This is a genomic window from Staphylococcus sp. HMSC062H10 (assembly GCF_001836945.1).
Taxonomy (GTDB): Bacteria; Bacillota; Bacilli; order Staphylococcales; family Staphylococcaceae; genus Staphylococcus; species Staphylococcus aureus.
This window is the reverse complement of record NZ_KV830995.1, coordinates 9,386-31,782: the sequence shown is the minus strand read 5'-3', so window position 1 is coordinate 31,782 and position 22,397 is coordinate 9,386. Positions and strand designations below refer to the sequence as shown.

The 22,397-nt window shown below is 34.1% G+C and carries 25 protein-coding genes and 2 pseudogenes; 6 read left to right on the top strand and 21 right to left on the bottom strand.

Annotation, left to right across the window (positions count from 1 at the left end; all coding sequences use genetic code 11):
• The 10 genes and pseudogenes from aaa to HMPREF2658_RS11755 form a co-directional block, all read right to left on the bottom strand.
• Window positions 1–449: pseudogene (gene aaa, locus HMPREF2658_RS11800) on the bottom strand (autolysin/adhesin Aaa); the annotation flags it as partial.
• Between the two features lie 333 nt (window positions 450–782).
• A complete protein-coding gene (gmpC, locus tag HMPREF2658_RS11795) occupies window positions 783–1,625 on the bottom strand; it encodes a dipeptide ABC transporter glycylmethionine-binding lipoprotein (RefSeq protein ID WP_000825537.1) in 843 nt (280 codons plus the stop codon).
• Window positions 1,626–1,661: 36 nt separating this feature from the next.
• A complete protein-coding gene (locus HMPREF2658_RS11790; protein ID WP_000467994.1) occupies window positions 1,662–2,321 on the bottom strand; it encodes a methionine ABC transporter permease in 660 nt (219 codons plus the stop codon).
• Window positions 2,322–2,324: 3 nt separating this feature from the next.
• On the bottom strand, window positions 2,325–3,350 hold the full coding sequence (locus tag HMPREF2658_RS11785) for a methionine ABC transporter ATP-binding protein (RefSeq protein WP_000569277.1): 1,026 nt from the start codon (window positions 3,348–3,350) through the stop codon (window positions 2,325–2,327).
• 278 nt (window positions 3,351–3,628) lie between these two features.
• Window positions 3,629–4,771 (bottom strand): bifunctional cystathionine gamma-lyase/homocysteine desulfhydrase, encoded by a 1,143-nt coding sequence (locus HMPREF2658_RS11780; RefSeq protein ID WP_001036647.1) that lies wholly within the window; start codon window positions 4,769–4,771, stop codon window positions 3,629–3,631.
• Complete coding sequence (locus HMPREF2658_RS11775) at window positions 4,764–5,669, bottom strand: PLP-dependent cysteine synthase family protein (RefSeq protein WP_000634103.1); 906 nt, start codon at window positions 5,667–5,669, stop codon at window positions 4,764–4,766. Before HMPREF2658_RS11775 ends, HMPREF2658_RS11780 begins: the two co-directional genes overlap by 8 nt.
• A 216-nt stretch (window positions 5,670–5,885) precedes the next feature.
• Window positions 5,886–7,223, bottom strand: a complete 1,338-nt coding sequence (locus HMPREF2658_RS11770; protein ID WP_070854424.1) for a sodium-dependent transporter — start codon at window positions 7,221–7,223, stop codon at window positions 5,886–5,888.
• A 165-nt stretch (window positions 7,224–7,388) separates the two neighbouring features.
• On the bottom strand, window positions 7,389–7,478 hold the full coding sequence (locus HMPREF2658_RS11765) for a hypothetical protein (protein ID WP_031785503.1): 90 nt from the start codon (window positions 7,476–7,478) through the stop codon (window positions 7,389–7,391).
• Window positions 7,479–7,679: 201 nt separating this feature from the next.
• A complete protein-coding gene (locus HMPREF2658_RS11760; RefSeq protein WP_001220813.1) occupies window positions 7,680–8,414 on the bottom strand; it encodes an alpha/beta hydrolase in 735 nt (244 codons plus the stop codon).
• Between the two features lie 36 nt (window positions 8,415–8,450).
• Window positions 8,451–9,125 (bottom strand): phosphatase PAP2 family protein, encoded by a 675-nt coding sequence (locus HMPREF2658_RS11755; protein ID WP_000565822.1) that lies wholly within the window; start codon window positions 9,123–9,125, stop codon window positions 8,451–8,453.
• Between the two features lie 37 nt (window positions 9,126–9,162).
• On the opposite strand from HMPREF2658_RS11755, the gene HMPREF2658_RS14405 reads away from it, so the two are divergent.
• On the top strand, window positions 9,163–9,579 hold the full coding sequence (locus HMPREF2658_RS14405) for a hypothetical protein (protein ID WP_001796656.1): 417 nt from the start codon (window positions 9,163–9,165) through the stop codon (window positions 9,577–9,579).
• A 228-nt stretch (window positions 9,580–9,807) separates the two neighbouring features.
• Here HMPREF2658_RS14405 and HMPREF2658_RS11745 read toward each other — a convergent pair whose 3' ends face one another.
• The 3 genes from HMPREF2658_RS11745 to HMPREF2658_RS11735 all read right to left on the bottom strand — a co-directional run bounded on the left by HMPREF2658_RS11745 (window position 9,808) and on the right by HMPREF2658_RS11735 (window position 14,528).
• Window positions 9,808–10,170 carry a Na-translocating system protein MpsC family protein gene (locus HMPREF2658_RS11745; protein ID WP_000831495.1) on the bottom strand — a complete coding sequence of 121 codons (363 nt, stop codon included), beginning with the start codon at window positions 10,168–10,170 and terminating at the stop codon, window positions 9,808–9,810.
• A gap of 161 nt (window positions 10,171–10,331) precedes the next feature.
• A complete protein-coding gene (locus tag HMPREF2658_RS11740) occupies window positions 10,332–13,031 on the bottom strand; it encodes a DUF2309 domain-containing protein (RefSeq protein WP_000211558.1) in 2,700 nt (899 codons plus the stop codon).
• A gap of 12 nt (window positions 13,032–13,043) precedes the next feature.
• Window positions 13,044–14,528, bottom strand: a complete 1,485-nt coding sequence (locus HMPREF2658_RS11735; RefSeq protein ID WP_000948304.1) for an NADH dehydrogenase subunit 5 — start codon at window positions 14,526–14,528, stop codon at window positions 13,044–13,046.
• 515 nt (window positions 14,529–15,043) lie between these two features.
• Here HMPREF2658_RS11735 and HMPREF2658_RS14655 point away from each other — a divergent pair.
• The 4 genes from HMPREF2658_RS14655 (at window position 15,044) to HMPREF2658_RS14645 (ending at window position 15,452) form a co-directional block, all read left to right on the top strand.
• Window positions 15,044–15,109, top strand: coding sequence for a phenol-soluble modulin PSM-alpha-1 (locus HMPREF2658_RS14655; RefSeq protein ID WP_014373781.1), 66 nt, complete (start codon window positions 15,044–15,046; stop codon window positions 15,107–15,109).
• Window positions 15,110–15,140: 31 nt separating this feature from the next.
• Window positions 15,141–15,206, top strand: a complete 66-nt coding sequence (locus HMPREF2658_RS14650) for a phenol-soluble modulin PSM-alpha-2 (protein ID WP_014373780.1) — start codon at window positions 15,141–15,143, stop codon at window positions 15,204–15,206.
• Between the two features lie 51 nt (window positions 15,207–15,257).
• Window positions 15,258–15,326 carry a phenol-soluble modulin PSM-alpha-3 gene (locus tag HMPREF2658_RS14400; RefSeq protein ID WP_014373779.1) on the top strand — a complete coding sequence of 23 codons (69 nt, stop codon included), beginning with the start codon at window positions 15,258–15,260 and terminating at the stop codon, window positions 15,324–15,326.
• A gap of 63 nt (window positions 15,327–15,389) precedes the next feature.
• The gene (locus HMPREF2658_RS14645) at window positions 15,390–15,452 is read left to right on the top strand and encodes a phenol-soluble modulin PSM-alpha-4 (RefSeq protein ID WP_014532416.1); all 63 of its coding nucleotides are present in this window, start codon (window positions 15,390–15,392) and stop codon (window positions 15,450–15,452) included.
• A gap of 261 nt (window positions 15,453–15,713) precedes the next feature.
• On the opposite strand, the gene HMPREF2658_RS14880 is transcribed toward HMPREF2658_RS14645, so the two are convergent.
• Complete coding sequence (locus HMPREF2658_RS14880) at window positions 15,714–15,842, bottom strand: hypothetical protein (protein ID WP_001796659.1); 129 nt, start codon at window positions 15,840–15,842, stop codon at window positions 15,714–15,716.
• A 268-nt stretch (window positions 15,843–16,110) separates the two neighbouring features.
• A complete protein-coding gene (locus tag HMPREF2658_RS11725; protein ID WP_001062986.1) occupies window positions 16,111–17,313 on the bottom strand; it encodes a GTP-binding protein in 1,203 nt (400 codons plus the stop codon).
• 120 nt (window positions 17,314–17,433) lie between these two features.
• Between HMPREF2658_RS11725 and HMPREF2658_RS11720 the strand changes: the two genes are divergently transcribed.
• Entirely contained in the window at window positions 17,434–17,694 is a 261-nt protein-coding gene (locus HMPREF2658_RS11720) for a hypothetical protein (RefSeq protein WP_001796660.1), read from the top strand.
• Window positions 17,695–18,024: 330 nt separating this feature from the next.
• Here HMPREF2658_RS11720 and HMPREF2658_RS11715 read toward each other — a convergent pair.
• The 6 genes and pseudogenes from HMPREF2658_RS11715 to lpl8 form a co-directional block, all read right to left on the bottom strand.
• Window positions 18,025–18,330: pseudogene (locus tag HMPREF2658_RS11715) on the bottom strand (hypothetical protein); the annotation flags it as partial.
• A gap of 18 nt (window positions 18,331–18,348) precedes the next feature.
• Window positions 18,349–18,672: a hypothetical protein gene (locus tag HMPREF2658_RS11710; RefSeq protein WP_000971498.1), complete on the bottom strand. Its 324-nt coding sequence runs from the start codon at window positions 18,670–18,672 to the stop codon at window positions 18,349–18,351.
• Window positions 18,669–19,997, bottom strand: a complete 1,329-nt coding sequence (locus HMPREF2658_RS11705; protein WP_000045194.1) for a hypothetical protein — start codon at window positions 19,995–19,997, stop codon at window positions 18,669–18,671. Before HMPREF2658_RS11705 ends, HMPREF2658_RS11710 begins: the two co-directional genes overlap by 4 nt.
• Window positions 19,990–20,808 (bottom strand): tandem-type lipoprotein, encoded by an 819-nt coding sequence (locus HMPREF2658_RS11700; RefSeq protein WP_000388882.1) that lies wholly within the window; start codon window positions 20,806–20,808, stop codon window positions 19,990–19,992. Before HMPREF2658_RS11700 ends, HMPREF2658_RS11705 begins: the two co-directional genes overlap by 8 nt.
• 181 nt (window positions 20,809–20,989) lie before the next feature.
• Window positions 20,990–21,772 carry a tandem-type lipoprotein Lpl9 gene (gene lpl9 / locus HMPREF2658_RS11695; protein ID WP_001656910.1) on the bottom strand — a complete coding sequence of 261 codons (783 nt, stop codon included), beginning with the start codon at window positions 21,770–21,772 and terminating at the stop codon, window positions 20,990–20,992.
• Window positions 21,773–21,774: 2 nt separating this feature from the next.
• Window positions 21,775–22,397: tandem-type lipoprotein Lpl8 (gene lpl8 / locus HMPREF2658_RS11690; RefSeq protein ID WP_070854422.1), on the bottom strand; the 623-nt coding region annotated here is incomplete at its 5' end.

Sequence of the window (22,397 nt, the reverse complement as noted above, 5' to 3'; positions counted from 1 at the left end):
GGACGGCTACTATTGCTCGTAGAATTACTTGAGCTTGCAGTACCTGATACTTTTAATTTTTGACCTGGATAAATAAAGAAATTATTTAAACCATTAAGTCGCATAATGTTTTGATATGTTGTACCATATTTTGAAGCGATTAATGACAATGAGTCACCTGCTTGTACTGTGTAATATGATCCACCGCTTGAATTCGTTGATGGACGGCTACTATTGCTCGTAGAATTACTTGAGCCAGATACTTTTAGTACTTGGTTTGGGAAAATTAGATTAGATGTTAAATTGTTTAATGACTTTAATTTAGCAATCGAAATCCCATACTTATTTGAAATTGCCCACACTGATTCACCCGGTTTTACTGTGTGAGTTGTAGCCGCATTTGCTTGAGTTGCCGCAACAGCGCTAATCGCGCTTGTCCCAATAATAGCTGCAATTACTTTTTTTTGCACTTTAAAATCCTCCTCTTGCATAACTTTCCTAACATTCTTTTTATCCGAATTTATGAATACTACATCATTATACGATTTAATTATGTATAATAGGTTGATGTTTGATGACATTATGATTACAAAAAAATCATATACTGTGTCATCAAATTTTATAATTACCTCTTAAAATTATTACAACTTATTAGATTTTACAATATCTAAATTATTACAATTTCATAATATTTCACTATAAAATGATTACAATCCCTTTCTGTCTTTTGAAACATTTTTATAGGCAAACAAAAACGCCCTACAAACTTAAGCATGAACTTTGCTTGTAGGACGCAATATAATTTATTTTGCTAATGACGTTTCGATGGCCTTAATCTCATCTTTAGATAAATTAACAGGTTTCTCTCCATCTTTGACATCTTCCTGCAACGCTTTTTGAGCTTCTTTTGAATGATACAATTCTACGATTTTAGCATATGTTTTGTTATCCAAGTCTTTGTCATTAACTGCAACAATATTAATATATGGTTTGACCGCATCTGAATTTGATTTTTCTAAAAATATCGGATCATTTTTTGGATCTTTCCCAGCTTTAGTTGCTACACCGTTATTAATAACTGCAATATCAACGTCAGATAACGCGCGTGCAGTTTGTTGCGCATCTACTGCAGTGATTTTTAAATGTTTCGGATTTGACGTTATATCTTTCACCGTGCCTGCTAATCCGAAATCTTTTTTCAGTTTTATTAAACCAGCTGCTTCTAATAGTTTAAGTGCACGTGCTTGGTTTGACGCATCATTTGGAATGACAACTTTAGCACCATCTTTAACCTTTTTGACATCTTTAATTTTATCTGAGTAAATACCCAACGGTGCTAAAACTGTTGTACTTAATGCTGAAATCTTTGTTCCTTTATGCGCCTTTTTATATTGATCTAAAAATGCAAAATGTTGGAATGCATTCATATCAATATCACCATCGTTTAATGCTTTATTCGGTAAATTGTAATCGGAGAAGTGCTTAATCTCCACATCAATATCATGTTTTTTAGCTAATTCTTTAACCTTCTCCCAAGCCTTAGTGTCATTTGATGCGACACCAATTGTTACTTTTTTATCATTGTTACTGCCACACGCTGCTAATAATACAAGTGCTACGATAACTAACCCAATCAATCTTTTCATTCTATCAATTCCTTTCAAAATCTTCACTATATATCATTAATGTCTACGTATGAATCTAGCTAGGACATTCCCTAGCGTTTGAATTACTTGGACAATAATGACTAATACAATAACGGTAATAATAATGACCGTCGTATCAAATCTTTGATAACCATACACTAAAGCTAAGTCTCCTATACCACCACCGCCAACAGCGCCTGCCATCGCCGTACTTCCAATAAGTCCAATAATCGCAGTGGTAATTGCTAATACTAATGAACCTAACGCTTCAGGAATTAAAAAATATCTAATGATTTGTAGTGGTGAAGCGCCCATCGCTTTCGCCGCTTCAATAATCCCCTCGTCTACTTCCAATAATGAGTTTTCAACAAGTCTTGCAATGTAAGGTGCCACATATACTGTTAAAGGCACGATGGCAGCAGTCGTACCAATTGAAGTACCTACTACTAATTTTGTGAATGGTACAATCGCAATTAACAAAATAATAAATGGTAGTGACCTTAAAATATTGATTAAAGGATTTAAAACTTGATGTATCACTATATTGGGCCATATGCCTTGTTTTCGAGTAATTACCAATAAGACACCTAATGGAATACCAATCACTGCTCCTAAAAATAAAGCAATAGATACCATATATAGCGTTTCGTACAATGCTTGTAATAACTGTGCACTGTCTAAATCAGAACCAAACATATGTTAATGCACCTCCTCAAATTGAATATTTTTCTCTTTGAAATATTGATTTATTGCCGTGTCATCAAATTGTTGATCCATATTAAATCGAAGCCACATATAACATACGGTGTTACCTTGTATTTCTGACATAGATGAAAATAAAATTTTAACCTCTCTGCCACAAATTTGAATCAAGTCATTTATAATCGGTTGTGTCACCTGAGTTTCCTCGACGAAGATTTTATAATCTTTAAAATCGCCAACTTGTTCGTCATTCAATCGACGAATCAATGATGTACTTGGCTCAGTCTGTATAACTGTAGACACAAAATTTTGAGCAATCGTCGTTTTAGGATGACTAAACACCTCTTTAACAGTGCCTGTTTCAACCACTTGCCCCTTTTCCATTACAGCAACACGATTACAAATGTCTTTAATAACGCGCATTTCATGTGTAATCATCATAATTGTAATGCCAAAGGTTTGATTGACATTCTTTAATAACGTCAATATCGAAGCAGTCGTTGCTGGATCCAATGCGCTTGTTGCTTCATCACATAGGAGTATTTTCGGATTAGTAACAAGAGCTCTTGCAATAGCCACTCTTTGCTTCTGTCCACCCGACAATTCATCAGGAAATTGGTCTTTTTTATCACTCAATCCTACAAATTCAAGCATTTCCGTTACGCGTTGCTTAATTTCTGTTTTGCTTTTCTTACTTAAAATGAGCGGCATAGCTACATTTTTAAATACCGTAGCTGAATTTAGTAAATTAAAATGCTGAAATATCATACCGATATCTCTCTTAATATCCCTCATCATTTTATCGCTATAATTCGTAATATCATGCCCATCTACAATCACTTGTCCATTCGAGGCAGCTTCAAGATGATTCACGAGTCTTACCAACGTACTTTTTCCTGCACCACTATATCCAATCACACCAAAAATATCATTGCGATTGACCGTAAATGATACGTCCTTCAAAGCATCTATTGTTTGCTTTTTCTTATGAAATGATTTACTAACTTGTCGAAACTCAATCATCATCGCCCCTCCTACAAATTCTTATTAATCCACTAGGAATAAGAGCATTATATGCAAAATTGCATATATCGTCAATACAATTTGCCGAATTTTCTAAAAAATTAAAAAATAATTATACCTTGTGACAAGACTATGGCTATCGTCAAATTAAATGAATAAAAATGACCAGCAATCCTCCACAACGCAATTACTAAATATTAACATCGCACAAAAAAAGCACTAGCATATTCAAGAACAACAAATGTTGAAGTCAAAATATATGCCAGTGCTGCTATTATTTATAACGTATCTAGTGCTTGATTTAAATCATCCACTAAATCTTCAGTATCTTCAATACCTACAGAAATTCTTACAAGTCCGTCTGTAATACCTTCTTTAGCTCGAATATCTGCTGGAATGGATGCATGTGTCATCAATGCAGGTACTGAAATTAAACTTTCCACTGCACCTAAACTTTCAGCTAATGTGTAATAAGATGTTGCTCTAATTAATTGTTTGGCACTCTCAGTATCTTTCACTTCAAATGCAATCACACCTGTATGCCCATCTGCTTGTGCCATATGGACATCATGATTCAAATGGCTTTCAATACTTGGATGGAATACTTGTTGCACAGCTGGATGTGCTTGTAACATTTTAATAATTTCAATAACACTTCGATTAATTTGTTCCATACGTAAACCTAATGTTTTAATACCCCTCACAAGTAAATAGCTATCTTGAGGTCCTAAAATGCCACCTGTTGAATTTGAAATAAATGCTAAACGTTCTGCAAGCTTGTCATCCGATGTTGCAACTAAACCAGCAACGACATCACTATGTCCACCTAAATATTTCGTTGCAGAATGCAAGACAATATCGATGCCTAAATCTAATGGATTCTGATAATAAGGTGTCATAAATGTGTTATCAACGACTGAAATCAAACCGTGTTCTTTCGCAATTTCAGCAGACTTTTTAATGTCAGTAACACGTAATAATGGATTAGAAGGTGTTTCAATAAACAACATCTTTGTTGTTGGGCGTATCGCTTGTACAATTGAATCGGTATGCGTTGTATCTACAAAATCCACTTCAATACCAAATCGTGTAAATACTTTTGTCAATGCGCGATAAGTACCGCCGTATACATCTGAATTTAAAATAATATGATCACCTTTGTCCAACAGCATAACAACTGCACTGATTGCTGCAACACCTGAACTAAATGCAAAGCCATGTTTGCCATTTTCTAATGCCGCAATAACGCTTTCTACAGAACTTCTTGTTGGATTCGCAGTACGAGAATATTCATATCCTTGACGTAAATCACCAATATCATCTTGTAAATATGTACTTGTTTGATAAATTGGTGTTGTAACTGCACCTGTATAGTCGTCCGTTGTGTGTCCACCGTGAATTAATTTCGTTTTCTTATTCATAATCATTCTCCTCATAATTAAATATTTGCTTAGACATATATCGATCGCTACCATCTGGAAATACGACAACAATCGTACCTTCAGATAATTGCGCTTTTAAATTCAATGCACCTTGTAATGCTGCACCTGAAGAACTGCCTACCAGTAATCCTTCATGCTTTGCCAAACTTTTGACATTTCGAAAGGCATCTTGGTCTTTAATCGTAAATATCCCATCTACAAGACGTCTCTCTAAAAATATCGGCCATTTCTCAGAACCGATACCTTCAGTGTCATGTGCATGAGCTGGTCCTCCATTTAACACGGACCCTTCTGGCTCAACGGCATAACATTGCACGTGCTGTTGCTTTAAATAACGCGCGGTACCTGTAAATGTACCGCCAGAGCCAATACCAGCCACAAAATAATCAATTTGCTGTAATGCAGAAGTCAATTCGGGTCCCAATGTATGAAAATATGTATCCGGATTATGTTCGGATTCAAATTGATTCATATAAACGGCACCATATTTTTCAGCATAGGAACGTGCAGCTTTTTGTGCTCCAAGCATGCCTTCAGACTGACTCGTCCTTGAAACATCTGCACCAAGCGCTATCATAATATTAATCTTTTCTTCTGAAAAACCATACGGCGCAAAAATCTTACATTTCAAATGATGTCTATTTGCTGCAATAGCTAACCCTATGCCTGTATTGCCAGCAGTCGCTTCAACAATAGTTTGACCTGCACGCACACGCCCTTCTTGAATTGCCTTCTCTACTAAATATTTCCCGAGTCTGTCTTTAACACTGCCTCCGGGATTCCATTGTTCAAGCTTGGCATAAATTTTAACTTTATCATCACTATAATGTTCTAACAGTACTAATGGTGTATTGCCAATTAAATCATAAGTAATCATAGATGCACCCTCATCTGACATGCCGATCAAATGAATGAAACCTTTCTTCATGTCTCAATTTTAATTCTTACTTTTCAGATAAGAATTATAAACGACATTTTGTTATTTTGCAATTATCTAAGTTTCAATTAATTCAGAACCAGTACAAACTTTTCAATTCCAAACAAAAAAACACCTGAGCAACACAAATACTTGTGTGTCAGATGCTTCTATATATTAACTAAATAATTGCACGATAAAGACTAAAATAATAACGACTGGCATCGCATACTTAATTAAGTAATACCAACCACTGAATAATCTAAATCGATCTTTACCAAAATATTGTTGTAATAATTTTTTATCTAATAATTGTCCTACGACAAGCGTAGTACCTAATGCGCCTAATGGCATCAATACATTCGAAACGATGAAATCCATATTATCAAAAATCGTTCCCGCACCGAATCTTACATCTTTTAAGATACCAAAAGATAAGGTTGCTGGAATACTAATGATAAATACTAAAATACTACCGATCACTGCGACTTTTTTACGTTTTGTATTGTCATTCTTCGTGAAGTTAGAAACATTTAATTCTAATAAAGAAATAGATGACGTTAAAGCCGCAAATAAGAACAGCACTAAGGATCCCAAATAGAATAATGTGCCTAGATGCATTTGACTAAAGACCATTGGCAGTACTTTAAATAATAATCCAGGCCCTTCTTGTGGTTCATACCCAAAACTATGTAACGCCGGAAATATAGCTAGGCCTGCCAATACAGATACAAAGATATTCATAACCACGATAGAAATAGCTGATGACTTAATCGTCATGTCTTTAGAGGCATAACTCGCATATGTAATCATACCTGTAGTTCCTAATGATAACGTAAAGAATGATTGACCTAGCGCAAACAAGATTCCATCAGCAGTAATCTCTGATACTCTTGGTTGTAAAATAAATTTCACACCTTCTAAGGCACCATCTAATGTTAAAGACTTAATCACAATGATGATTAAAAAGACAAACAGCAATGGCATCATAACTTTCGATGCCTTTTCTAATCCTTTTTCAACACCTAACATGACAATAATCATCGTAGCGAATATGAATATACCTTGCCCTAGAACGGTTAACCAAGGATTTGATATTACCGCTTCAAAATTCATTTCTTGGAGATGATTGATGCGTTGAAATATAACTAATTGCCATAATACTTGTCCGATGTAAATGACAATCCAACCACCGATAACACTATAGAAGCCAAATAAAATAAACACTGCCAAATTACCGTTCCAGCCAATGATATTGAGCCATTTCTTACCAGTTAATTTACTATATATTTGTGTTGTATATGTCCGTCCCATTTTCCCAACAGTGAATTCCATAATGAGTAATGGTAACCCAACAAAAATGGTGAATATTAAGAACATAGCTAGAAAGGCACCGCCGCCATAAATCCCTGCCATATATGGGAATTTCCACATGGCACCAAGACCGATTGCAGAACCCGCACTAGCTAAAATAAATCCAGTTGATGACTTCCATTGTGATTGTTGTCTTTTCATCATTCACATCTCCTTTAAAGCGTTAAAGCGTCTACGTGTTTAAGTAACACTCTAACATGTATGTAAATAACATGCAATACACCTGCATCAAAATTGCTTCATTAATACGGTAGCGCCTGAGTTTATCATAATATAGTAAATCCCTTGTAATGTGTTGTCATTACGCTACATTAAAATTTCTGGTTCAACGCTGTATACGTGCGCCAACATCTCGCCACATACAACACCATCTATATCCCCAACATCTCGCCACATAACAACTTCAGGTACAATGCCAACAAAATTCCCACGACATTACAATATAAACCAGCTTCTGGTATAACTCCATAAAATTCCCACAACATCACAATACAAATCAACTTTGTCTAAGTTCCCTATACTATCACGCCACAAAAAACACTCAAATGACAAATATAATAACATCGTCACTCAAGTGTTAATTTTTAAAATCTTCAATTATGTTAAAGCATTGAAAAAGCGAATAACATTTTCTTCTAAAATATCTCTGCCCTCTCCATGCGTCATTAAATGATGAGAATCCTTCAGACCATTTAATTCTTTGTCTACTGATCCTAAATGTTCATAAATAAAGTGTGCACTTGTTTCATAGGATGGCGCATCTTTACCACCAAATAATATATTAGCTGGCATTTTAATAACATTTAAATTTGTCATGATATCATCAATAAAATGCTGAAACTTCGTAATTTCACCTTCATAATCATCAATTGCTGCTAATTGCGCACTCGATGCTTGCTGATCTAAATTTAAAATATTCGACATGCGTTGACTATAATAAACTAAATGTTCTATTAAACCATCGTCACTCTTTTCCTTTGGTGCTGACATGACAGCGATACGTTTCAAAGGATAGTGTTGCGCCAATTTTAATGTCATTAATCCACCTAATGACACACCCGTTGCACTGATAGATTCATAACCTTCATTGACTAAAAATTGGTAAGCTTTCTCAACTTCTTCCCACCAATCATCTACATTATATGTCATGAAATCTTTCAACAATAAACCATGACCTGGATAATTCGGTGCATAACAACTAAATCCTTGGTCATTTAACTCAGCTGCAAGATGCTTCACATCCCGATTTGTACCTGTAAATGAATGTAATAATAATATCGCATGTCCATTTGTGCCTTTTAAATAAGATGGACTCGGTGTTTTAATTCTCATTTTTCTATATACCTCCACTATGTCTAAAGATGTTTGCTAAACGCGTTGTCGTCGATGATTAATAAAGTATGGGTATACCATTAGGAATAACGCTACCCAAATGATTGCTAGTGACGTGCCGCCAATGACATCTGAAAAGTAATGCGCATGAAAATAAAGGCGACAAAATAATATGCTAAGCCATAATATTCCCATAACCAGCGCACTCAACACTTTTGTTATTGTCTTAGCAGCAACTGAAATAATAATGATCATTAAGGCGAAATATAATAATGTGCTGGCGTTGGAATGTCCACTCGGAAATGAAAAGCCTGTATCAACGGCTAAATGATTATATGGTCTTGGACGTAAAACAGTATCTTTAATTAATTTGTTCATGATGACACCTGAAACCAAATATGTCACAAACCAAACCGCTAAATGCCTCTGTTTAATAAACAGTATGATTGTAACGATAATGGAAATCAACACGACACCTTTGACATCACCAATTTCAGCACTAAACGTCATATAGTAATTAAACAAATTGTTAACATACTGACGTTGTGGCTCACCGAAATAATCTGTAAACCATGTTAATGATCCCATATCTATATTTTTAAGCCATTCTTGATTTGTCACTACACTGTAAAACATACCTATAAATACAATCAGCGCGATTAAAAATAAAGGCACTGTCATTTTTGGTGATGTTAATTTTTTATCTATCATCTTACAATCTCCTCGTATCATCATTTTCATTTTACAAATGTTATCCATAATATCAATGTGCCACAAATTTCACTTTACCGACAATATCAAATTTATAAACTTGATATTGTTATGTATATTGCAAATAAAACATTGTATAATTGAAATAACAATATTTTGCTATTTTCAATTTAGTACGATTTATATTTATTATACAGAGGGGGTAGGGCGTATCAATAGAGTAATTTTTGTCTATATAGCGTTAATCATTACATTAGTTAGATTCTTTACCCCTATACATCCATCGTTTTCAAATTTGATTTACTGGATATTTGTATTATATTTTATTCCTATTATACTATGCGTTATCGGTTTCAAGGCCGAAAAACTTATTGCAACAATGGTCATTATACCTAATTTTTTAGGTATATTTTATCGATTATATGCATACGTCATACATACACTCTTTATGTAAAAGGATTGTGGACATGTCTCGCAACAAATATGCTTGCGTTGACTTGTCACCATTCGCAAATTTTATGACATATGCCTTTCACGGGCTATATTCAGACCCACGCATTCATCCACGTAATAAACACATCATATAATAGAAAAACAGCACACCCAAATATATGGCGTTGCGCTGTTTAACCAAGCATACTTCTATAGCTTTAATAAGCCTGCAGAAGCATACCTAACCTTCTTAAATATGCTTTTCCAAATTATCCTCAAGTTTGAATACGATAATACGTTCACCTGTAACTGTACTTAAATCACTATGGAAGCTCATCACTTTGATACCTGTAATTTTAAATATGATATCATTCAAATCTTGCTCACCGGATTCAACTAATTCAGAACGTGTTCGTTTAATATTTAATAATCCTTCATTCGTACTACATACACGATATTCTGCTGGCGTTAAGATACCTTGCAAACTAATAATCACCATATCTCTTAAAATGTCTGATTTAACCGACAAGGAACCTCTGCCAAGGAAATCTTTTTCCCATTGCGTAATGGCTTTACTGATTTCAGCTTCGATTTCACCTTTCGTTCTTTTCATATCACTAACTCCAATAATATTAAAATTGATTACTTCATCTTTGTATCGTTATCACGACATCAACTATTACATTAAGTTTATCATTTTTAGTATATTTTAAGAAGCTAGAACATTGTAGATTTGATGATATATTAGTTACTTAGCATCGCAACATTTCATCGTTAAACCCAACTTTTAAAACGCCCTTCCTCATTAACGCTCATTAAACGCAGCCAATGATTAGACACCTTCCTAGCGAAATGCTCATTATTCGCGAGTAGTCTTGCTACAACATAGTCGGGTGCCTGAACAACGACAAGCAAACGAATTGGCGAATGATACATCGTTCGATCAGCAGCCATAACAGATTGCCATGATAAGCCATACATCAGATCACTCGCATTACCTTGCATGACACCAACACCTGACGTGACGGTTTGTGTCGCTTTATTCCCACTTCCGTAAAAATGCGGCGCAACTGTCGACGCATAATATTGTAAATTAATCCATTGTGCCACAAGTGCCGGACCAGAAATGATGGTATTTAACAATGTGCCATCTTTATCTTTACGCCAATCATAATTGTGTAAAAATGTCCGCCCTTCTAAATCAATGCCCTTTGTTAATTGGCGTCGTCCAATTATAAATGATGCATTTTTAGCCAAGCCCCATTCTGGACGTACTTCACTCCAATCACTTGCAAACCGCTGCGCTTCTTCCACTGGATGATTCACTCGACCAATCGTTGGCAGTTTGTCCAAACGTTCGCGATTCGCGTGTTCAGAAATCATCGGCATGGCGTCATTCAATGATTCATATGCATCTAGAGCTAAAGCTGATAATGTATCTGGCACATATACCCATGCCAACGTATCAGTAGACGTATGATGCTCTGCTGCTGCAAAGACCGTGGTCTCCGGAATTACTACACCTGCTTGTTTTAATCCTTGTCTGACATTTAGACGATTACATATCATCGCTAATAACTTAGCATTAAATCCGCTTGATGCACCACCACAAGCCCCACATTCAAGTGATGCATGATGTGGATTATTGTGAGAATGACTAGCATGACCTGCTAACACAACGAACGGCGCAAATGCTTCGGTTAAATCCATCAATTTCAACGCTTGTAACGCGAAATCAATTTGCTCTTGTTCAGTAAATCCAACAGGTAAGTCTGATGTTCTGTCAAACTCACGATCAATCGTTAACTTTGTTTCAGGCTTTTTTAACCATTTTTGTTTTATTTTTTGTAAAGACGCGCGACTTTTTCTAGGCATAATCGTATTGACAATGGTACTCAAGCTTAAAAATGGTCCACTTAATTCAGGCAATAACAAACTAGGCATGACATTATTTTTCATCAATTTAAATGTGTAAAACATCGATGACATTGTCTGTTGCTGTTGTCGATAAACATTCATATCGTAACGGTCCGCAAACTCTTTAATACGATATGCCGGCGGTACCATGACAGGTAATGAATCATGTTTGAATTGTTCGTCTACGGCATCTTTTTGAATAGGTAATCCAAAGAAACCTGCAATACCAATCGTTTCAAAGGGCCCTGCTGCTTCGATATGTCTGCGAAATGGTTCTGAACGAACGTCTATACAAAATGCAATTTGCGCTTTCGTTGATGTGCCCCCCTGATTTAGCTCGCTATTATTTTCATCAACTGCTTGTGTGGCATTTAACGATACTGAATGTGACTGATTAGCATTGTCATTTTCAGTAACATTTACTTGGTTTACATCTAATACGCCCGCCAAACTTTCATGACCTGCTTTAATTTTTTGTTTTAACTGAGATTCGTATGTCATTTCCCAGGCAATCAACCATAAATTTTTAAATACATTTTTATTCATAGTTGCTGCAAAGTGAATAAACGTTTGAATTTCATTGACGTCATGTTGTAGTAATACATCGCTAGGCATATCACTGTAGTAACACCATGATGCAACAGTTTGCTTAAACCAATTTTCCGATCTACTTTCACAATCTTTAGCGACTGACTTGAACTCATCACCAACTAGCAATTGTTCGACAACTAATCGAATTGCCAAATAATCCGTTAACAAATGTTGTTCAAAGTGATGCTGTTGTGAACGGTAATACAACATACCTGCCCAACCCGGTAACGCCAAAAGATGTCCTTCAACATAAGCTTGGTAGTCTTCCTGCGCAATTGAAAAATGATTTAATACTGACTCTATCGTCATTTTAGGATCATTGGGCAAGCCTTTAATCACTTGGCGCTGTGCTTTAGTAAAACTATGGTCATGTTGCGCTAAATGCAACCATGCATGGTAAAAACTTTGCTCACGCTTCGGCATTGTCCAACTCGATAGAAATTGATCGATATAAAGTTTCGTCCATTTAATCATTTGACGATTCACTTGTTCGCTAAGTGGCTCACCTTGTTCATCTATTATTGCATCACTCATCGGACGTACATCATAGTGATGATATGAATCAGCCATATCACGTTTTGATTTTTCTAATAGTAGATCAGCAACAACATTTGAATGATTCATATATGATGCAGGTACGTCTTTTAATGTTTTAATGTTATCAATATAAAGATTGATGTAGTGTTGCGGGATATTGTAGTGATGTTCAAGTAACATATCAGTAACAAGTTGATTAAAGACACTTTCATCTAATTCACCACGTGCCACAGCACTTTCTATTAATGCTTTATTTGGGAAAATATCCACATCGCGAACGTCACGTAACCATTTTGCAACATCTTCAAACGTATCCGCTTCTAATCCTTCCCATGGATTTCGTGCTGCAAAAATCGAAATCGGTGATAATGGTGTAATAACACGTTTCGCATTTTCAATGACTGAATTGATATTTAACTGTGTTGTCATACCTTTCACCTCCTATAAATACTTCTTCAAATAATTCGGATGACTTTCTATCGCTTTCGAGCGTGCTTCACCTAGATTAACTAACCACACGTACAATACCGCAAAAGCCTTAGAGTATCGATGACGCGATACCCAGATACTTAATAAACTACCAAATATTAATATGACAACACTAATGATGACACTAATTGTAGGCGGTGTTGTCGCATGTGTTGTTATATTTTGTAATACATCGTAAAAATAATTATGTGTGATGATGTAGATAAATGTCACAATTGAAATCAAAATCATGCCAACCAGACGTGCCATACGCCCTTTACTAAAGGCTACCATTTGATTCCAAGATACAAGTAATGACCATGCTAGAATGAGTGCACTTAACACTTCATATGCACTTCTGTCACTACTAATCCAAAACAGAAATGCCACGATAATAGCTAATACACGTCCCATGACAATCCAGCCATAAGCGTCTTTAGCAGATGCTTGTTTTGGAATATTGAATCGCTTCACGATAGAACCTGATTGTAAAAATAATGTTGCTTTAAAAATACCGTGCAATATTAAATGAATAATCGCTGCTGAATATACACCCAATGCACATTGAACTAACATAAAGCCCATTTGACTCATCGTAGAGCCCACTAATTGGCGTTTATAGTCAACTTGAACTAAGCTAATACCCGATCCTAACAATACAGAAATACTAGAAAGGATAAGTAATAATGATAATGCAAATCCATTATCAAATATCGGCGCAAAACGAGTTAGAATAACACCACCTGCATTCACAATTCCTGCATGCATAATTGCCGATACTGGCGTTGGTGCTGTTACAGATTCAATCAACCATCGATGAAAAGGAAATTGTGCTGCCGGTATCATGACAGCTAATACAAGTAGTACATCAGTAATCAATGACCATGACGGATGAGACATATGTTGAGGCACACGCCACTCGTCAGTCGCAATATAAATAGTTACAATTGCGCCAACGAATGCAAGCCAACCACATAAAAATGTCATGCTTGATAATTTCGCAGACTCACGTGGCACTTTCCAAAAACGATTAACGTTCATCAGCAATGTTAAACATAATAATGTCATACCCCAGCAGAGTGCCATCAGTCTTAAGTCTTCAGACATCCATGCTAAAGATGCAAACGACGTAATCGCAGTGAACAATGGAAAGTAATGTCTATAATGATGATCACCTAGTAAATATCGCATTGAAAACTTTTGAATAATAAAGCCAAGCGCCATTACAAAGCCAGCTAATAACCAAGATAAACGATCTATTTTAAATGGGCCTAAGACATGTTGACCATGAATACCGAAAAAGCCAATGACTGCAATTAATACTGGCATGACTAGTATGTATAAATGTAATTTAATATATCTCATTGGCATAACTGGTGCTAAAAACAACAAGCCACTTATCAATGCAATGATAAGCGCAATAACAAACAGTGAAAATAGCAATTGAAAACTTAACACTGCATAACCTCCTTATTTCTAATCTCTCGCATAATGCTTATGTATAAAAATAAAAACCTACAATAGTAGATTCTGTACATAATGGCAGAAAATTTACTATTGCAGGTTTCAGTTTAACTAGACACTGCACCATGGTTGATATACCTTGTTACACTGTTCTCTTTAAGCGTGCTCCCATGCACATATGTATATAAAATGTTACTTCTGTCTGTTCAATTCATCTTCATAAATATGCTTTGCCTAGACGAGACCTAACGTGTTATTCGTTTTAAACTTATAACATAAAATATAATTAAATTTCTGCTTCATGTCAAATTCATGAGCTTAACCTCTATTAAACCAATGATTGTAAAGATTTTGTAAATGCACCTGTACAGTTAGGCAGTATTTCCCGTCCTTTTAAAATAAAAAATTCGCAGTTATGATCATAACAATTCAAGTTAGGAAAAAAATCAATTACGCACAAGATAACTATGTACAATGAAGTTAACTCATAAGCAAAGGAGGTAATCTTAATGGGTATCATCGCTGGCATCATTAAAGTTATCAAAAGCTTAATCGAACAATTCACTGGTAAATAAGTTTTCATAACAAACAAAGGAGGTCTTTCACATGGGTATCATTGCAGGAATCATTAAATTCATTAAAGGATTAATTGAGAAATTCACTGGTAAGTAAGTTATAAAAATATCATAGATATGAACATCTTATTTGAAGGGGGCCATTCACATGGAATTCGTAGCAAAATTATTCAAATTCTTTAAAGATTTACTTGGTAAATTTTTAGGTAACAACTAATCTCAAACATTAACGATCAACAACTCATCACTATGTTAAATCAACATACAGGAGGACAAAACGATGGCTATTGTAGGTACTATCATTAAAATCATCAAAGCAATTATCGACATTTTCGCAAAATAATTTAAGCGAATTGAATACTTAAAATTCTCAGGCCACTATACCAATAGGGATGGTGGCTTTGCTTTGTGTTGATTTATTGATGTGAGGTGAGTCTGGGTAGTTTGTTGCAAATAAATGGTCTTGGTATTTTTTGTATAGGATGTTCTTGGTGGTACGTAAGGAATATTCGTGATCTTTGTAGTCTGACGCGTTATATTTTTGTGGCGTGTTTTATGTTTGATACTCGAGGTCTAAGACATTCATGATTTGGCGTGCGAAATCTTAATGATCTTCTTGATCTAGCGCAAGATATATTGGCCGCGTGCAGAATTTCGTTGCACGTTTAGTCTGAAACACTCGTGTGACCGTAAGCAGTAATAGTACATTGATAGCTGCAATTACTTCACTCATTTTTATGACCGTTAAACAATAATTGTACTTTCAATTAACAGTTGGTACGATGGTTTTATCATTTTTCATCAACGCAAATATAAAAAGGACTAAGACACATACATGTCCTAGCCCTATGGATAAAATGCAAATTTCTGCTTTATCAAAACTATCACACTTTAGATAGATTGAAAACAAAAAGATCCTAAGAACATCTTAACTTTTTATTAATTGTCATAAATTGCAAACAATTAAGCCACAATTTAAAAATGATTATACTTCATTTAACTTAGCGTGCCGGTCTAATTTTCCATTGATATGGATCTTCAAATTGTTGCCAATCTCCATCAATTTCTTGCGCATTGACTAAGCATGCATCGAGTTCTTTTGTAATTGCACCTTCATCTAAGTCGGCACCAATAATGACAAATTGTGTATGACGATCGCCATATTCTGGATCCCATTCAGCTGCGACGTCTTGACGTTCTGCTAATATTTGAGTTTGTTGCACTTCAGACATACTAGCCACCCAATATGTTACTGGATGTATATTACAAGATGACCCTGCTTGAGATAATAAACATGCTACATGATTGTATTGCGCTAGCCATACGATACCTTTTGAGCGTACGATATTACTTGCCATACTTTCTAACCAGTCATTAAACCTTTTAGCATGGAAAGGTAGACGACGTTTATATACAAATGATGATATGCCATATTCTTCTGTTTCAGGCGTATGCGATGCATGACCACCAGATTCAAGCTCTTTAATCCATCCTGCTGATTCACTCGCTTTTTCAAAATCAAAACGCTGTGTATTTAAGACTTCTTTTAAATCTACTTCAGAATTTGTTGTCTTAATAATTTTAGCAGTCGGTTGCAATGCACTTAACACTTTTTCTAACTTTGCAAGTTCTTCTTCACTTATTAAATCAATTTTATTAATAATCAATACGTCACAAAATTCAACTTGGTCAATTAATAAATCAGCAATCGAACGTTCATCTGTTTCATCAACGCTTTGATCACGATCCATCAATAAATCTTCTGAGTTGATGTCATGAACGAAGCGGTTAGCATCAACAACTGTAACCATTGTATCTAAACGACAAATTGCTGTAAGATCAATGCCAAGTTCATCATCAATATATGAGAAAGTTTGCGCAACAGGTACTGGTTCTGAAATCCCTGTAGACTCAATAACAATCTGATCGATGCCACCTTTTTTTACTAAACGCTCAACTTCTTTTAATAAATCATCTCTAAGCGTACAACAGATACAACCATTAGATAGTTCGACTAATTTTTCGTCTGTACGCGATAGTCCCCCACCATCTGCGACAAGATCTTTATCGATATTAACTTCACTCATATCATTTACAATTACCGCGATACGTCGACCTTCACGATTTTGTAAAATATGATTTAACAACGTAGTTTTCCCCGAGCCTAAATAACCACTTAATACCGTAACTGGAATTTTAGCCATATATATATACCCTCACTTCAATTTATTTGTAAATAGGAATAATTCCGTTTTACATTATATAGGAGCGTTTCATCTTTCGCAATCTTCGATAATAAAAAAATAGTATACTTAATTAAATTATTGAGCACTTTACTTTATAATGGAGACAAAGATATATCTCACGAAAGAGAAGCGAGGTGTATAAACATGCTATTTGTCATTTTAGTTTTATATATCATTGGTATTGCATTTATTCTACTAAGTGTTTTTGGTTCAAAGACTGAAGGATTATCTACGAAACATACTTTATATACCATTGGTAGTGCTATTATAACGATTGCTATTTTCATTTCAATTGGCTATGCCATTCAATACTTAACTGCAGCGCTTTATGGTTTGTAAGGTGATGATGATCTATAGCGGGGAGTTCGGGAGAGGTTAACTTGCGTTGATTTTGATAAAGCGGTCATCGTTTTTGGTACTTGAGGATTTTGTTGTTGCTGTTTGGAATGTGGATATGTTTAATGTGGGACAGTAATTTAAGTTGCGTTTTTACATTTGTGAGTGTGATATTTCGATTCAGTTCGAATTACTTTATAGTTGAATAAATTAAAAAGAAGCGGCCTAGTGTCAGTTGTGAATATACTGAAGCGCTCCCTCCAAAGTAGACATTGAAAAAATGAAAATTTTGAAGGGAGCTTTATTTAGTAGTATGATATGTAGTTTAGCTATTAATTTTTTCAAATCATCCTTAATACTGTCTATCTCAGACATGGCACTTTTAACCCAATCTCCTTGAGCTGCACCTTTAAAATTAGCTTTAAAAGCTTCGCAATGCTGCGCCATTTGTTCAATCAATACTTTTTCTTCACCTTTTAATCCGTTTTCAATATCTTTATATTTATGCTTATGTTCAGGTGCAATAACTGAACGAATATTTTCTTTTTGCGCTTCCATTTTAGATATGAGATTAAGTGTTTCTACTGTAGTACTTATATCTGGCATTCTTAAGTTCATATCTGGTTCTATTAGAGTCATTTAATCTCCTCCAAATTATCAGTCACTTAGTTTATCTAACTGCTTTTCATAAGACTTTTTTAAGTCTTCTTTATATTCTTCTAATTTCCATTCTTGCTTTCTAATTATCTCATTGATTTCTTGCTCATACGCTTCTATATTTCTCGTCATTTTCCTTTGGGCATCTTCACTATAATTCATTTCGTGCTTCAAATATTGAAAAACATCATAACTACGTTCATTTTCTTTTCGAGTTCTATGCCTAAGTTCATTTAAATTTTGCAGTTCATTCTCTATACGTTTTTTCTCAGATTCATATGATTCTTCTAATTCATTTTTATTATTAATTTGATTAAACATCATAGTAATCCACCTATTTGTGATGCAAGCACTTGATCTTTATCAACGATTTCATTAATACTGAGTCTAACTCTCATAATATAATTTGATACAGAAGACCCTATCGTTGAAAGTTGTCTTTCTTTTGCAGATATCATTTGTTCAGGTTCTCTTACCATACTACTTTCATTCACTTGACCTTCATCTAAAGCATTGAGAACTCCATTTACACTCAAATCTTCACCTACAGCTTTTCCAGCTTTTTGAGCGTCTTCCCAATTTTTTCCAAATTTCTTTTTCTTTTCATTATACATTTTTTTGATTTGATTAATTTCATCGTCTATCAGTTGACTGAATGACTGCGCAATTGTTAAAGCTGTTAAACTTTCTAAAACTTTTTGCTGCGAAGAAGATAATCCTCCTCCATTTGTAGTCATCATATTGGCTCTAAGTAATTCTATACTAGCTAATTTAGAGATAGCATTATTTGAATGCTTTACAAATGACTTATTATTTTCTTCTGCATAACCTTGTAGTTTTTTAAGTTCTTTTTTTATAGCTTTTTGTTCTTCTTTGGTTAAAAAACCTTTCATTTCATGACCTTTACCATTTTTAAAGACTTTATCATTACCGAAAAAAACATAATGCTTATATTTCTTCAGATTTTCTGTCAATGCATCATTTTCTGCAACAAACCTAGTAATATTACCTTTATAATTTTTATATAACTCTAACAATCGTTTTCCATCTGGGGAATTAGGATTCAAACTAGTTATAGAAATAGGAGCTGGATTATAAACCACAATGTTCGGAATACCATTACTCATTCCTAGAACTACCGCATCTCTTCCACCTAGTGAATGTCCAGTAATAAAATCAATGTCATACTTACTTTTTATTTTATTTATAAATTCTTGTGTATTCGCATATCTATAGTTTTGATCAGATGCAGGAGAATATAATATTTTAAGATCTGCATATCCATCTTTAACTGTTTCCAAAGCATTGGTAACATTTTGTCTTGAAAATTCACCTTCTTTTAACTTTTTAAAGGCTTCGTCTTGTAAATTAGTCCCAGTCATCCCGAGAGTTACTTTGCCTGTATCTTTATTTAAAAAAGCAGAAGTTGTTACTCCAGTAAGAGAATCAGTGTAACTATCAACATATTCAAGATTAGAAGGGAACATGCCCCTTTCTGTGCTTCTGTCTAACTGTTCCTTTATTGCCATCTTACTCAAATTATGATTATTAGCATTTTCAATTTCATACGCCATAAATGATATTGCGCTTGTCGGTTCAGTATCTTTTTTTAATTTGCCAACATCTAATTTATAGTCACTCTTACTCATTATGGTCTCCTTCACTCGGTTTAAACTCTATACTATCAATACAAGAAACACTTTCTTCTTTGTTCCTATTGAAAATTATCTGTATCTCCTTATATCCAACAGAAGACCCTTTTATATTACCTGCTCCTTTGAACAATAACTTAGGATTTTTATTAGACTTAATATTGAATCGATTTTTTAATTGTTTTATATTATTATCATCATCATTAATTTTATATTCAGCTGAATAGTTAGGCGCATTAGGATTATAAGAAATATTTGTTATCCTATCCGTATTTAAACTCTTAAATTCACCATATTGAGAAAATAATTTGAAGTTTTCAATTTCTCTTTTTAAATCTTCGTTTTTTACATCTTCAGTTGGAATTATTTTATTATTCACCAATTTAACTGGATACTTTTTTTCGTTTTTTTGAACATCATGATTTTTATCTTCTTTCAATTCTCTAATAATATAACTTCCTTTAGCAGTTCTCTTATTTCTATCTAACTTTAATACCATCCCTCGTGATTTTAATCTCTCACCTTTGAATTCCGATACAATAGATGAATAGAGAACCCACATCCCTTTGTCACCTTTTTCAAATTCGCCATCTCGATATCCTTCTTTGTCGTATAAATCCTCGAGATTCTTAATTGGATACATATCTAACGTTTTCGCAAAACTCTTTTTGATTTGCTCTTCTTTTGAATCTGTTTTATTTGTTTGTGCTTCTTTTTTCTGTTCATCTTTCATATTTCCACATCCCCCAATAAAAATGATTAAAAGTAATACACTCATGTACAAAGCAATTTTTTTTATACACTCCATCATTTCACATCTCTCTGCTTTATTTTTATACACATTTGAATATTTCATACAACTTAATAAAATAGTGATTATTACACTTTTATGTTATCAAACAAAACTAACTTATTCAATTTAATAAATGTAATTCATTTAACTTTATTATTAAATGTTCTAACGTTATTTTTTATATTAGTAATTATATTTATTTATCCTCGCTTGGATTAAAGTAGACACTATCTGTGAAGTAAATGTTTTCTTTCTTATTTTCAACAAAGGTAAATTCAATATTTTTATATCCAACTGATGAGCCTTTTAAATTACCTGAGCCTTTCAATAATAATTTGGGCGCTTTTTGCGTCGGGATATTATATCGCTTACGTAATTGTTCTACATTATAATCACTGTTTTTCAATTGATATTGTGCAGAGTAAATTGGTACTTCTGGGTTATATGACACCTCACCATCTTTATAGTTTTTCAATTCTTTGAAATTCCCGTATTGCACAAAGAATTTAAATTTTTCAATTTCTTTTTCAACTTTTTCATCATCGATTGGTTTTAATGGAATGATTTTATTATTTTCCATTTTCACAGGATATCTTTTTGTATGATTGTGTGTCATTCCATCGCTATCTTCAACAACTTCTCTAACAATATAATGCCCTTTAGCCGTTCTAGTATTTCTGTTAATTTCTAAAACTGCCCCTCTAGATTCCAGATTTTCTCCTTTTAATTGGATTTTCATTTCAGATCTAATTAGCCAAGTACCTTTATCATCTTTTTTAAATTCGCCATCTCGATATCCTTCTTTGTCGTATAAATCCTCGAGATTCTTAATTGGATACATATCTAACGTTTTCGCAAAGCTCTTTTTGATTTGTTCTTCTTTTGAATCTCCCATGATCTTATTACCACCACAAGATGTTACAAAAATGATTAAAATCAACAGACTTATGCACAATCCAATCCTTTTTATAGATTTCATTGTTACACACCATCCTCATCATCTTCATCCACCTTCGCCGGCTGAAAATTTAATGAATCGACTACTGATAATTCGCTTTTTTCACCTTTTGAAAAGTCAATTTCCAACTTTTTATAACCCACAGAACTTCCTTTCAAATTACCATCAATATGCATTTTTAATACCGGTGCTTTATCAGTAGGAATATTATAACGACTTCTTAATTGCTTAACATTTTCATCTTTATTGCTCATTTTAAATTTTGCGTCATAACTTGGAACATTCTCATTAATTGAGACATCACCATTGCTGTAGTTTTTCAATTCTTTTAGGTTTGCATATTGTCCGAAAAATTTAAAGTTTTCTATTCTCTTTTTTAGATTTGTATCTTCTACTTTATCTAATAAAATGATTTTATTATTTTTCATTTCAACATTATAATTTTTTCTATCTGGGAATTTATTCTTTTCATAAAATGTCTTAACAAAATAATGTCCCTTTGCAGTCCGTGTATTTCTATCTAAGTATAAGACCATACCTTCATTACTCAATCCACCTTGTTTATTACTTTTGGCGAAATCTGTATATATCGTCCACATCCCTTTATCACCCTTTTTAAATTCGCCATCTCGGTATCCTTCTTTGT

What these genes read in the sequence shown, in the direction of transcription:
- gmpC (WP_000825537.1), bottom strand. Translation starts at nt 1,625, where the DNA reads ATGAAAAGATTGATTGGGTTAGTTATCGTAGCACTTGTATTATTAGCA.
- HMPREF2658_RS11790 (WP_000467994.1), bottom strand. Translation starts at nt 2,321, where the DNA reads ATGTTTGGTTCTGATTTAGACAGTGCACAGTTATTACAAGCATTGTAC.
- HMPREF2658_RS11785 (WP_000569277.1), bottom strand. Translation starts at nt 3,350, where the DNA reads ATGATTGAGTTTCGACAAGTTAGTAAATCATTTCATAAGAAAAAGCAA.
- HMPREF2658_RS11780 (WP_001036647.1), bottom strand. Translation starts at nt 4,771, where the DNA reads ATGAATAAGAAAACGAAATTAATTCACGGTGGACACACAACGGACGAC.
- HMPREF2658_RS11775 (WP_000634103.1), bottom strand. Translation starts at nt 5,669, where the DNA reads ATGATTACTTATGATTTAATTGGCAATACACCATTAGTACTGTTAGAA.
- HMPREF2658_RS11770 (WP_070854424.1), bottom strand. Translation starts at nt 7,223, where the DNA reads ATGAAAAGACAACAATCACAATGGAAGTCATCAACTGGATTTATTTTA.
- HMPREF2658_RS11765 (WP_031785503.1), bottom strand. Translation starts at nt 7,478, where the DNA reads ATGTGGCGAGATGTTGGGGATATAGATGGTGTTGTATGTGGCGAGATG.
- HMPREF2658_RS11760 (WP_001220813.1), bottom strand. Translation starts at nt 8,414, where the DNA reads ATGAGAATTAAAACACCGAGTCCATCTTATTTAAAAGGCACAAATGGA.
- HMPREF2658_RS11755 (WP_000565822.1), bottom strand. Translation starts at nt 9,125, where the DNA reads ATGATAGATAAAAAATTAACATCACCAAAAATGACAGTGCCTTTATTT.
- HMPREF2658_RS14405 (WP_001796656.1), top strand. Translation starts at nt 9,163, where the DNA reads ATGTTATCCATAATATCAATGTGCCACAAATTTCACTTTACCGACAAT.
- HMPREF2658_RS11745 (WP_000831495.1), bottom strand. Translation starts at nt 10,170, where the DNA reads ATGAAAAGAACGAAAGGTGAAATCGAAGCTGAAATCAGTAAAGCCATT.
- HMPREF2658_RS11740 (WP_000211558.1), bottom strand. Translation starts at nt 13,031, where the DNA reads ATGACAACACAGTTAAATATCAATTCAGTCATTGAAAATGCGAAACGT.
- HMPREF2658_RS14880 (WP_001796659.1), bottom strand. Translation starts at nt 15,842, where the DNA reads ATGAGTGAAGTAATTGCAGCTATCAATGTACTATTACTGCTTACGGTC.
- HMPREF2658_RS11725 (WP_001062986.1), bottom strand. Translation starts at nt 17,313, where the DNA reads ATGGCTAAAATTCCAGTTACGGTATTAAGTGGTTATTTAGGCTCGGGG.
- HMPREF2658_RS11710 (WP_000971498.1), bottom strand. Translation starts at nt 18,672, where the DNA reads ATGATGTTTAATCAAATTAATAATAAAAATGAATTAGAAGAATCATAT.
- HMPREF2658_RS11705 (WP_000045194.1), bottom strand. Translation starts at nt 19,997, where the DNA reads ATGAGTAAGAGTGACTATAAATTAGATGTTGGCAAATTAAAAAAAGAT.
- HMPREF2658_RS11700 (WP_000388882.1), bottom strand. Translation starts at nt 20,808, where the DNA reads ATGGAGTGTATAAAAAAAATTGCTTTGTACATGAGTGTATTACTTTTA.
- lpl9 (WP_001656910.1), bottom strand. Translation starts at nt 21,772, where the DNA reads ATGAAATCTATAAAAAGGATTGGATTGTGCATAAGTCTGTTGATTTTA.